This is a genomic window from Arthrobacter sp. YC-RL1, from assembly GCF_001454985.1.
GTDB lineage: Bacteria > Actinomycetota > Actinomycetes > Actinomycetales > Micrococcaceae > Glutamicibacter > Glutamicibacter soli.
Window position 1 is genome coordinate 3126637 of record NZ_CP013297.1, and the last position, 11852, is coordinate 3138488.

Consider the following 11852-nt stretch of genomic DNA (forward strand, 5'->3'; position numbering starts at 1 on the left):
CTCGCTCACTGTGCTTCTCCTTCCTGGGTGTCGGTGGGTTCGGTGGTCTCCAGCGGCACCGGCTGGGCTTCCACCGGTTCGTTGGCGGAGGTGGCGAAGTCTGCCTGGGCGAAGGCCTCTTCGGCGCTGACGCCTGCCATCATCAGGCCCAGCACCTCGCGGGAGGTGTTGCCCGGCACGATGCCGTTGACCCGGCCCTTGTAGAGCACGGCGATGCGGTCGGCCAGCTCCATGACCTCGTCCAGCTCGGTGGACACGATCATCACCGGGGTGCCCTTGTCGCGTTCGGCGACGATGCGCCGGTGCAGGAACTCGATGGAGCCCACGTCGACGCTGCGCGTGGGCTGGGAGGCGATGAACAGCTTCAGGTCTCGGGACAGCTCGCGGGCCATCACGACCTTCTGCTGGTTGCCGCCGGAGAGGCTGGAGGCCGGGTTCAGCTGGTTGTCGGTGCGCACGTCGAAGTCCGCGATCTGCTTGGTCGCGTTCTTCTTCACTTCGCCCAGGTTCATCGAGATGCCCTTGGCGAACGGCGGGCGGTCGTAGAGGTCCAGGACCAGGTTCTCCTCGATGGTGAACTGCGAGACCAGGCCGTGGACCGAGCGGTCCTCGGGGACGAAGCCCAACCCGGAGCGCAGCACCTGCTTGACCGACTTGCCGACCAGTTCGGTGCCGTCCAGCGAGATCGATCCGGCGGCCACCGGCTGGGTGCCCAGGATCGCCTCGGTCAACTCGGTCTGGCCGTTGCCCTGCACGCCGGCCACGGCGAGGATCTCGCCCTCGTGAATGTCGAAGCTGACCGCATCCAGGGTGGTGGCGCCCAGCTCGTTGACCACGCTCAGCTCGCGCACCTGGAAGCGGGCGGCCCCCGGGGTGGCTGGCTCCTTGTTCAGGTTCAGCTCCACCGCGCGGCCCACCATCAGGTTTGCCAGTTCGGTGGTGCTGGTTTCGGCGCCGACCGAGTCGATGACCTGGCCGCGGCGGATCACGGTGATCACGTCGGAGACCGCGCGCACCTCGCGCAGCTTGTGCGAGATGAACACGATCGAGGTGCCGTTGGCCTTGAGCTGGCGCATGATCTCCAGCAGCTCGTCGGTTTCCTGCGGGGTGAGCACCGCGGTGGGCTCGTCGAGGATCAGCACCTTGGCGTCGCGGACCAGCGCCTTGATGATCTCCACACGCTGCTGCACGCCGACCGGAAGGTCCTCGACCAGCGCGTCCGGATCCACGTCGAAGCCGTAGCGGTCGGAGATCTCGCGGATCTTCTTGCGGGTGACTTGCAGGTCAAGCACGCCTGCGGCCTTGGTCGCTTCGGCGCCCAGGGCGATGTTCTCGGCCACGGTGAAGACCGGGATCAGCATGAAGTGCTGGTGCACCATGCCGATGCCGGCGGCCATGGCATCACCCGGGCCGTTGAATTCAACTGGTTTTCCATCCAGCAGGATCTGTCCTTCGGTGGGCTGGTACAGCCCGTAGAGGACGTTCATCAGTGTCGACTTTCCAGCGCCGTTCTCACCGAGCAGACAGTGGATTTCGGCATCATCGACGACCAGGTCGATGTCCTTGTTGGCGTAGAAAGAACCGAAGGCTTTCGAGATTCCCCGGAGTTCGAGTTTCACGATTCCACCATCTTCATTGTTCGGTGTGTTGCAGTGGGCAGTCTTAGAGCGCGTCTCCGTTCACCGCTGCTGCGGCGAGCGGTGACGCGCTCTGTGACGTTATTGGCTCAAGACCCTTACTTGGGGCTCGACGGCGATTCGACCTTCAGCTCGCCGGAGATGATCTGCGCCTTCAGCGCCTCGATCTCGGACTTGGTCTCGTCGGAGACCTTCGAGTCGAAGTCGTGGAACGGCGCCAGGGCTACGCCCTCGTTCTCCAGGGTGCCGATGTATGGGGTCGAGTCGAACTCGCCCTTGGAGTCGGCGGTGACCAGGTCCTCAACGGCCTTGTCCATGGTCTTGATGACCGAGGTCAGCATGACGTCCTTGTAGTCAGGAGCGGTCAGGTAGCCGTCGGAGTCAACCCATACCAGCTTGGCGTCCTTGCCGCCGGTGTTGGCTTCCTTGACTGCGGCGCCTGCGCCCTTGCCCACGGGGCCGGCTACTGGCATGATCACGTCAGCGCCGCTGGCGATGAAGTTGCTGGTGACCTGCTTGCCCTTGTCCTGCTTCTCGAAGTCGCCGGTGAAGGTGCCGTCCTGCTTGTCCTTGTCCCAGCCCAGCAGCTTGACGTCCTTGCCCTTGTCCTCGTTGAACTTGGCAACGCCGTCGGCGAAGCCGTCCATGAAGATGGTGACGGTTGGGATCTTGATGCCGCCAAAGGTGGCGACGGTGCCGGTCTCGGAGGAAGCGGCGGCGGCGTAGCCTGCCAGGTAGGCGGCCTGGGCCGTGTCGTAGATCATCGGCTTGATGTTCTTGATCGGCTCGTCGTACTGGAAGTCGACGATGGCGAAGTGCTTGTCAGGATTTTCCTCTGCGGCCTTCTTGGTGGCGTCGCCGAGCAGGAAGCCGATGGTGACGGTCAGGTCGCAGTTGTTGTTCATCATGCCCTGCAGGTTGGTGGCGAAGTCGGCGTTGGACTTCGACTCTGCCTCCTGCATCTTGATGCCGAGGTCCTTCTCGGCATTCTTCAGGCCGCGGTAGGACGACTCGTTGAAGGACTGGTCATCGAATCCGCCGGAGTCCGAGACGATGCAACCGGTGTAGTCTGGGTTTTCGGCCTTCGGGGCCGTTTCTTCCGGGGCCGCGCCACAGGCGGTCAATGCCAAAGCAGAAATGCCGATCATGGCCGCGGCCATGCCGGTCTTGCGCGATACGAAGCGCATCTAATCCTCCAAAAAGTTATGCGAGATAACCGGGAGCCGTGAGGCCTTTCTTCCCACGCAGGGCGCCGTTGCCGATGCCCACCGCACGCGCCTCAGAGGAGCGAACGTTCCCATCGTCTCCATAGCCTATCGGAGATATGTCACTGGTAAAGACGGCAAACATTACAATTCGCTAAATTCCGGAGCGGCATACGGCAAGCGCTTAACGTCAATGCCCAAGTCAGTTCGCCAATTCACGGTGTGACTAGTGGAGTCGAAAAATTATTGGCAAATTCTCCGGTTATTTGGCCCGAATGCCGTTCGCCGCGTCGATTGCCTGCAGCGCGGCCGCGCACATGATCCGCACGCCTACCGCAATGCACCTCTCATCAGGCACGTAGTCGCCGCGGTGCAGGTCGAAGATCTTGCCGCCCGGGGTGCGGGTGCCAAGGCGCAGCATCGCGCCGGGCACCTTCTGGGTCATCCAGGCGAAATCCTCGCCGCCCATGGACTGCGGGGTCAGCTCGATGGAATCGGTCCCGAACTCCTGGCGGGCCGCCGATTCGATCAGCGCGGTTTCGGCCGGGGCGTTGACCACCGGTGGGACGCCGCGGGTGTGCTGCAGCTTGATTTCCACCCCGTACGGCGCGGCGATCTGGCGCACCGCTGCATCCAGCAGCTCCCCGGCTTCGTACCAGACGTCGCCGTCCAGGCAGCGCATGGTGCCGGCCAGGTAGCCGGTGGCGGGAATGGCGTTGGGCGCGCTGCCGGCGTGGATCTGCCCCCAGACCACCGACACGGCCGAACGCACGTCGACCTTGCGGCCGAGCACGGCGGGAACCTGGGTGGCGATCTGACTCATCGCGAAGACGATGTCCTCGGTCAGGTGCGGGCGGGAAGTATGCCCGCCGCGGCCGTTGACCTCGATGCGGATGGTGTCGCTGGCCGAGGTGATGGCGCCGATGCGGGTGCCGATCTTCCCGGCGTCGATGCGCGGCTCGCAGTGCAGGGCCAGGATCCGCGGGACCTCGTCGAGAATTCCCTGCTCGATGACCGAGACCGCTCCCCCGGGAAGCTTCTCCTCGGCGGGCTGGAAGATCACGCGGATCCGGCCCGCGAGCTGTCCTGCCTGCTGGATGCGGCCCAACGCAAGCGCGGTTCCCAGCATCACGGTGGTGTGGATGTCATGGCCGCAGGCGTGGGCGATGCCCTCGATGGTCGAGGCGTAGTCGAGCTCGGTTTCCTCCAGCACCGGCAGCGCGTCGATGTCGGCGCGCAGGGCCAGGCGGATGGGGCCTTCACCGACGTCCACGTAGGCTCCGGTGCGTTCCATCTTCACCGGGTTCAGCCCGGCAGAGCGCAGGGCTTCAAGGATGCGTTCGGTGGTTTGGAATTCAGCGAAAGAAAGCTCAGGGTTGCGGTGCAGTTCGCGGCGGAACTCGATCAACTCGGGCGTTAAGGACTCGGTCCAGTCCTTGACCGACCCTAAATTTCCTAATTCACTCACTGAAGACACCTTTCGACAATACGCGTCTTGAGCCTGAGGAAGACAGTTTATCCGTAATGTGGCCGCCAACCGCGAAACACGGGACACGGCGCCGCGGCGGGACGCAACGCTGCGCCGGCCGCCGCGCCGGGTCCTAGGACTCCTCGCGCACGGTGTGCTCGAAGTCCGATTCCCAGCGGGTGGTCATCACCGCTTCGGCGTTGACCTGGCTGGGCTCGTCGGCCTGCAGCTGCCCGTCGAGATAACCCAGGTGCGCCTCGTACTGGTCCAGGATGTCCCCGATCACCTGCTCCTTGCTCAGCCCCATCAGGTCGTAGCCGTGGCTGCCCTCCTGGGAGAACACCTCGATGCGGTAGTAGACGTCGTTGCCCGGAGCCGAACGCGCATACCGGGGCACCGGCAGCTGCACCGGGTAGACCTGGTACTTGAACGGCCGTTCGGCACCCGTGGCCACCAGCAGGTCCAGGGAGGGAAGCTGGAGGTTCGGCACCGGCTCGAGGGTGACTTCCACGTCCGCCCCGCGGCGGCGGAATTCCTCGGCCACCTCGTCCAGCGCCGTCCGGGCAACCTCGTCCAGATAGCGCCGGGCCGCTTTCAGCCCCGGATAGGTCATCGAGCGGGCCAGGCGCTGCTTCCAGCTGCGCCGGTCGTTCACCGAACCCAGCCGGCTGGTCAGCGCTTCGTGCATGGTGTTCTTGTAGCTGCTGGCCAGCGCGGATTCTATGCGCAGCGACTTGAACAGGCCGAGCATGATCAACAGCAGCACAAACGAGAACGGCAGCCCCATGATCACCGTGGCTCCCTGCAAGGTCGGCACTCCGTCCACGAAGAGCATCCCCAGGGTCAGCAGGCCGGTGGCCAGCGACCAGAACAGCCGCACCGGCTTGGAGCCGTCGGCCTGCGGGTCCTTCAGGTGGGAGGTGAAGTTGGCCATGACCAGCGCGCCGGAGTCGGCGCTGGTCACGTAGAACAGCAAGCCGGTGAAGGTGGCGACAGCTGCGGTGAACGGCGCTGCCGGGAACTGTTCCAGCAGGCTGTAGAACGCGCGTTCCGGGGTGTTCATGGCGACCTCGCCGAATGCCTCGTTGCCCGAGCGCACCAGCTGCAGGGCGCTGTTGCCGAAGATGGAGATCCACAGCAGGATGAAGGCGAAGGGGACCACCAGCACGCCGGTGACGAACTGGCGGATGGTGCGGCCGCGGGAGATGCGGGCCAGGAACAGGCCGACGAACGGGGCCCAGGCGATCCACCAGGCCCAGAAGAACAGCGTCCACCCGTTCAGCCAGGATTCCGGGCGGTCGTAGGCGAAGGTGTCCAGCGCCATGGACGGGAACCGGGCGATGCTGTCCCCGACGTTGGTGATGATGCCGTCCATCAGGTAGGCGGTGCCGCCGGTGACCAGGATGAAGAGCATCAGCGCGACGCAGAGCAGGACGTTGAGCTCGGAGAGCCGGCGGATGCCCTTCTCCACGCCGGTGAGCACCGAAATGGTGGCCATGACCACGGCGATGACGATCAGGATGATCTGCCAGCTGCGGTTCTCCGGGATCCCGAACATGAAGTGCAGCCCGTAATTCAGCTGGGCCACGCCGATGCCCAGCGAGGTGGCGATGCCGAAGATGGTGCCCAGCATCGCCGCGATGTCCACGGTGTGCCCCCTCCAGCCCGAGGTGCGTTTGCCCAGGATGGGATACAGCGCCGAGCGGATGGACAGCGGCAGGTTGCGGCGGTAGGAAAAGTAGCCCAGGGCCATGCCGATCAGCGCGTACAGCCCCCAGCCGAGCAGGCCGTAGTGGAAGAGCGTCCAGACCATGGCCTGGCGCGCGGCCTCCACGGTGGATCCCTCCCCGGTCGGCGGGGCCAGGTACTGGGTGATCGGCTCGGAAACGGAGAAGAACATCAAATCGATGCCGATGCCGGCGGCGAAGAGCATGGCCGCCCAGGTGAACATGTTGAAGGCGGGCCGGGCGTGGTCGGGGCCCAACCGGGTCTTGCCGACCTTCGAGACGGCTGCCGCGATCACGAACAGCAGCGCCGCGACGATGATCAGCGTGTAATACCAGCCGAAGTTCCTGCCGATCCAGTCGACGGCGGTGGAAATGGCCAGGTCCGCCGAATCGCGGTCGAAGATGGCCCAAAGAGCAATGCCCAGCACCAGAGATGCTGAGCCGAAAAATACCACTTTGTTGATCCGGGTGCGTGGCGTTCCGGGGTTTTGCGCCGTATCGGCATCGGATGAATCGGACTCGCTATTGGCCGTAGTCATGACTTCAAACATACCAACCGGCCAAGGATCCACCCCGGTTACGCACAGCAGAAGCACAGGCTAACGTGGCCGAAGGCAGTTGCCTTCGGTGTGGTCACGACCCGGTTGGCCAATTTATTCGTGAAACTGGACACGCGCCGGCTTCCCGCACGCTGCGGGAGGCCGGCGCGTGGGCAGGTCTAGAGCACTTCGGTCGCGCCGTCGGCCTTGAGCTGCTCGACGGTCTGCTTAACCTTCTGCGCATGGTCCTTGGTGGTCACCAGCAGCGCGTCGGCGGTGTCGACCACCACGACGTCCTCGATGCCGACCAGGGCCACCACGCGCGGGCGGTCCGAGTAGACGACGCCGGTGGCGCTGTCCGCGTAGACGCGCACTTGCTTATCACCGAGATTGATGATGCCTTCATCCGCGCTGGCCTTGTTCAGCCGTCCGATGGCGGCGAAGTCCCCCACGTCGTCCCAGTTGAACACGCCGGGGATGACCGCCACGTCGCCTGCCGCGGCGGCGGGCTCGGCCACCGCGTAGTCGATGGCGATCTTCGGAAGGCCCGGCCAGATTTCGGCCATGACCTCGTCGCGCGCCTCGGTGTCCCAGGCCTGCGCGATCTTCATCAGGCCCTCGTGCAGCTGCGGCTCGTTGGCCTGCAGGTGCTTGAGCATCAGGCCCACCGGGGCCACGAACATGCCCGCGTTCCAGAGGAAACCTCCACTGGCCAGGTAGCGGCGGGCGGTGTCCTCATCCGGCTTCTCGACGAACTCGACCACGCCGCGCGCGCTCGGGGCGCTGGCCACGTCCAGCTGCTCGCCGGTCTTGATGTATCCAAAGCCGGTGGAGGGGTGGGTCGGGTGGATTCCGATGGTCACGATCTTGCCGCTGGCGGCGGTGTGGATCGCCTCGCCCAGGGCCGCCTGGAAAACCTCGACAGGCTCGATGACTTGGTCAGCTGCGAAGGAGCCCATGATGATCTCCGGGTCGCGCAGCGACAGGATCGCGGCGGCCAGGCCGATGGCCGCGGCGGAGTCGCGCGGCTCCGGCTCCAGGACCAGATCCTCGTCGCACAGCTCGGGCAGCTGGGCGACCACGGCGCCGCGGTGGGCGCGTCCGGTCACCACCATGATGCGGTCGCCGGCCAGCGGCACCAGGCGGTCGTAGGTGGCGCGGATCAGGGTCGAGCCCGATCCCGTCAGATCGTGCAAGAACTTGGGAGCCGATGCACGGGAAAGGGGCCACAGTCGGGTACCGACTCCGCCGGCGGGAATCACGCCGTGGAATCGGGCTAATAGGTCTGCATTCACGCATTCCAGACTAATTCATTCTCCGGGAAATACCGGTATTGAGAGCGACACCTGCAGGGTAAATAGACAAGGCCCGCATGACCTAATATTCGGGCTTTGCGAGCCTTTTACCGCATAGACGACACTATTCGGTGAACATACTCACAGGATCGAGACACGAAATAGATTGAGACCCGGCAAGTGGTTTAGACTCGCACAAGGAACGCTCGCACAAGTGCGTCAAATCTCATTGTGTGCAATATACACATGCGCCGTTGCGAGCCTTGGAGGTTAGTTCAGTGTCGAAGACTTCGTCAGGCACCCTATACCGCGGCCATGAAGGCATGTGGTCCTGGGTGGGACACCGAGTCACCGGTGTCGTAATTTTTCTTTATCTACTCGTTCACGTGCTGGATACGGCCCTCGTGCGCGTGGATGCCAATGCATACAACGCAGTAATCAGCACCTACCAGACCCCGTGGATGGCACTGGGCGAGACCGGCCTGGTCGCGGCCATTCTCTTCCACGCATTCAACGGTCTGCGCCTGATCCTCGTTGACTTCTGGAAGCAGGGCACCAAGTACCAGCGCCAGATGCTCTGGGGCGTCATGATCCTGTGGGTCGTCGTCTTCGCAGGCTTCGCCATCCGCCATCTCTCCCTCGCATTTGGAGGACACTAAGCCATGAGCGTCACCATTCCTGCTCCACGCAGCCAGCGCATCGACCCGAAGTACAAGCGCGGTCCGAAGTCCCGCGGCAGCTTCGAAATGCTCGCATGGCTGTTCATGCGCCTATCCGGCGTGGCCCTGATCGTCCTGATCTTCGGCCACCTGATCTCCAACCTGATCGTTGGCGACGGCATCAACGCCATCTCCTTCGGCTTCGTCGCCGGCAAGTGGGCCGACCCGATCTGGCAGTTCTGGGACCTGGCCATGCTGTGGCTGGCCATGCTGCACGGCACCAACGGCGTGCGCACCATCATCAACGACTACGCAGAGAAGCACTCGACCCGAGCATGGCTCAAGGGCATCCTGTACGTCGCGACGATCTTCATCGTTGTGCTCGGCACCCTGGTGATCTTCACCTTCGACCCATGCGTCGCGGGCAGCACCCTGCCACAGTGCTAAAACCCTAAAACCCCCGTTTTAGAGCCGAACTTTTAGCCAGACAGTTTTTTGTAGAAAAGAGAGCATCAAGAATGCAGGTACATCAGTACGACGTAGTCATCGTCGGTGCCGGCGGTGCAGGTATGCGTGCAGCGATCGAATCCGGTCAGCGTGCACGCACCGCAGTGCTAACTAAGCTTTACCCAACCCGCTCCCACACCGGCGCGGCCCAGGGCGGCATGTGCGCCGCACTGGCGAACGTCGAGGAAGACAACTGGGAGTGGCACACCTTCGACACCATCAAGGGCGGCGACTACATCGTCGACCAGGATGCAGCAGAGGTCATGGCCAAGGAAGCCATCAACGCCGTGCTGGATCTGGAAAAGATGGGTCTGCCGTTCAACCGAACCCCTGAGGGCAAGATCGACCAGCGCCGCTTCGGCGGCCACACCCGCGACCACGGCAAGGCCGCCGTGCGCCGCGCCTGCTACGCAGCAGACCGCACCGGCCACATGATCCTGCAGACCCTGTACCAAAACTGCGTCAAGCACAACGTTGAGTTCTACAACGAGTACTACGTGCTGGACTTGCTGATGGTTGAGGAAGAAGCCTTCCGCGAAGACGGCACCGCCTACATGCAGAAGCGTGTTGCCGGCGTCGTCTCCTACGACCTGGCCACCGGCGAACTGCACGTGTTCCAGGCCAAGTCCGTGATCTTCGCTTCCGGCGGCGCAGGCAAGGTCTTCAAGACCACCTCCAACGCCCACACCCTGACCGGCGACGGCATGGGCATCGCGTTCCGCTCGGGCCTGCCGCTGGAAGACATGGAGTTCTTCCAGTTCCACCCGACGGGCCTCGCAGGCCTGGGCATTCTGCTCACCGAGGGCGCCCGCGGCGAAGGCGCAATCCTTCGCAACTCGGACGGCGAACGCTTCATGGAGCGCTACGCTCCGACCATTAAGGACCTGGCCCCACGTGACATCGTGGCCCGCGCCATGGCCAACGAAGTGCGCGAAGGCCGCGGCTGCGGTCCTAACAAGGACTACGTGCTGCTGGACCTGACCCACTTGGAGCCAGAGCACATCGAATCCAAGCTGCCGGACATCACCGAATTCGCCCGCACCTACCTGGGTGTCGAGCCGTTCACCGATCCGGTGCCGGTGTACCCGACCGCGCACTACGCCATGGGCGGCGTGCCGACCAACATCGAGACCGAGGTCCTGCAGGACAACAACACCACCATCCCGGGCCTGTTCGCAGCCGGCGAGGTCGCCTGTGTTTCGGTCCACGGCGCGAACCGCCTGGGCACCAACTCGCTGCTGGACATTAACGTCTTCGGCCGCCGCGCCGGCATCGCCGCCGCCGAGTACGCCAAGACCGCTGACTTCGTCGAGCTGCCGGAGAACCCTGAAGCACTGGTCACCGCCCAGCTGGACGGCCTGCTGAACTCCACCGGCACCGAGAACGTCGCAGAGCTGCGCAAGGCCCTGCAGGAGATCATGGACGCCAACGTCCAGGTGTTCCGCGACGAAACCTCGCTGAAGGGCGCTCTGGAGGTCATCGAGAGCCTGCGCGAACGCTACAAGAACGTGTCCATCCAGGACAAGGGCAAGCGCTTCAACCTGGATCTGCTCGAAGCCGTGGAACTGGGCTTCCTGCTGGACCTGGCGGAGGTCATGACCACCGCAGCGCTGCACCGCAAGGAATCACGTGGTGGTCACTACCGCGAGGACTTCCCGAACCGCGACGATGAGAACTTCATGGTCCACTCGATGTCCTACCGCGACCACAACGCTACTACCGAGGGCATCGCCGGCATCCGCATGGAAACCAAGCCGGTTGTCTTCACCCGTTACCAGCCAATGGAGCGTAAGTACTAATGAGCACCGAACTGCCAGAACCACCATCAAAGATTGAGTTGAAGGCCGGTGTTGGTGGCGGCGGAGAGATCCCTACCTTCAACATCACCCTGCGCGTTCGCCGCTACCTGCCGGAGACCACAGCAGAGGCCTACTGGGAAGACTTCAAGCTGACCATGTACGGCACCGACCGAGTGCTGGACGCCCTGCACAAGGTCAAGTGGGACCACGACGGCTCGCTGTCGTTCCGCCGTTCCTGCGCCCACGGCATTTGCGGTTCGGATGCCATGCGCATCAACGGCCGCAACCGCCTGGCCTGCAAGACCCTGCTGAAGGACCTGGACACCTCCAAGCCGATCACCGTTGAGGCAATCAAGGGTCTTCCGCTGGAGAAGGACCTGATCGTGGACATGGAACCGTTCTTCCAGTCCTACCGCGAGATCATGCCGTTCCTGATTTCCAAGGGCCACGAGCCGACCAAGGAACGCTACCAGTCGGTCGAGGACCGCGAGCGCTTCGATGACACCACCAAGTGCATCCTCTGCGCCGCCTGCACCTCCTCCTGCCCGGTGTTCTGGACCGATGGCCAGTACTTCGGCCCGGCAGCGATCGTCAATGCGCACCGCTTCATCTTCGACTCGCGCGATGATGCAGGCGACATGCGCTTGGAGATCCTGAACGACAAGGAAGGCGTGTGGCGCTGCCGCACCACCTTCAACTGCACCGAAGCGTGCCCACGCGGCATCCAGGTGACCAAGGCTATCGCCGAGGTCAAGCAGGCGATCCTCTCGCGCACCGTCTAAGTACGCGAAGCAAAGGCCCGAACCAGTTTCATGGTTCGGGCCTTTTGGCATTGCTGGAGGAAAGAGCCGTTCCCCGGTCCCCCGCGGGGCCTGAAGTCCGCCGAACCCCTTGCCCGGCAACTGCCACCGCGGGGCACCTGCAACGGCGCCGCCATGCTGCGTGCATGGGCCGAGCCAGAGGCTTGGGCTGCCGAGCAGACCTTCAACGAAAAGAACGCCAGCCTTTGGGCTGGC

The 11852-nt window shown here is 63.8% G+C and carries 9 protein-coding genes; 4 read left to right on the forward strand and 5 right to left on the reverse strand.

Features of this window, described 5'->3' with window-relative positions:
• Positions 1-5: 5 nt before the first annotated feature.
• From ATC04_RS14460 to ATC04_RS14480, 5 genes are all read right to left on the reverse strand, one after another.
• Positions 6-1619 carry an ABC transporter ATP-binding protein gene (locus tag ATC04_RS14460; protein WP_060617037.1) on the reverse strand — a complete coding sequence of 538 codons (1614 nt, stop codon included), beginning with the start codon at positions 1617-1619 and terminating at the stop codon, positions 6-8.
• A gap of 116 nt (positions 1620-1735) precedes the next feature.
• Positions 1736-2824, reverse strand: coding sequence for a BMP family ABC transporter substrate-binding protein (locus ATC04_RS14465; protein WP_047118415.1), 1089 nt, complete (start codon positions 2822-2824; stop codon positions 1736-1738).
• Positions 2825-3104: 280 nt separating this feature from the next.
• Positions 3105-4310, reverse strand: a complete 1206-nt coding sequence (locus ATC04_RS14470) for an amidohydrolase (RefSeq protein WP_047118414.1) — start codon at positions 4308-4310, stop codon at positions 3105-3107.
• A gap of 133 nt (positions 4311-4443) precedes the next feature.
• On the reverse strand, positions 4444-6576 hold the full coding sequence (gene betT, locus ATC04_RS14475) for a choline BCCT transporter BetT (RefSeq protein ID WP_047118413.1): 2133 nt from the start codon (positions 6574-6576) through the stop codon (positions 4444-4446).
• Between the two features lie 179 nt (positions 6577-6755).
• Positions 6756-7871 (reverse strand): mannose-1-phosphate guanylyltransferase, encoded by a 1116-nt coding sequence (locus tag ATC04_RS14480; RefSeq protein ID WP_113606804.1) that lies wholly within the window; start codon positions 7869-7871, stop codon positions 6756-6758.
• Between the two features lie 278 nt (positions 7872-8149).
• On the opposite strand from ATC04_RS14480, the gene sdhC reads away from it, so the two are divergent.
• The 4 genes from sdhC (at position 8150) to ATC04_RS14500 (ending at position 11618) form a co-directional block, all read left to right on the forward strand.
• A complete protein-coding gene (gene sdhC / locus ATC04_RS14485; RefSeq protein WP_082123805.1) occupies positions 8150-8530 on the forward strand; it encodes a succinate dehydrogenase, cytochrome b556 subunit in 381 nt (126 codons plus the stop codon).
• Positions 8531-8533: 3 nt separating this feature from the next.
• Positions 8534-8977 carry a succinate dehydrogenase hydrophobic membrane anchor subunit gene (locus tag ATC04_RS14490; protein WP_047118410.1) on the forward strand — a complete coding sequence of 148 codons (444 nt, stop codon included), beginning with the start codon at positions 8534-8536 and terminating at the stop codon, positions 8975-8977.
• A 71-nt stretch (positions 8978-9048) separates the two neighbouring features.
• A complete protein-coding gene (gene sdhA / locus ATC04_RS14495) occupies positions 9049-10836 on the forward strand; it encodes a succinate dehydrogenase flavoprotein subunit (protein ID WP_047118409.1) in 1788 nt (595 codons plus the stop codon).
• Positions 10836-11618: a succinate dehydrogenase iron-sulfur subunit gene (locus ATC04_RS14500; RefSeq protein WP_047118408.1), complete on the forward strand. Its 783-nt coding sequence runs from the start codon at positions 10836-10838 to the stop codon at positions 11616-11618. The genes sdhA and ATC04_RS14500 overlap by 1 nt, the downstream gene beginning before the upstream one ends.
• The last annotated feature ends 234 nt before the right edge of the window (positions 11619-11852 follow it).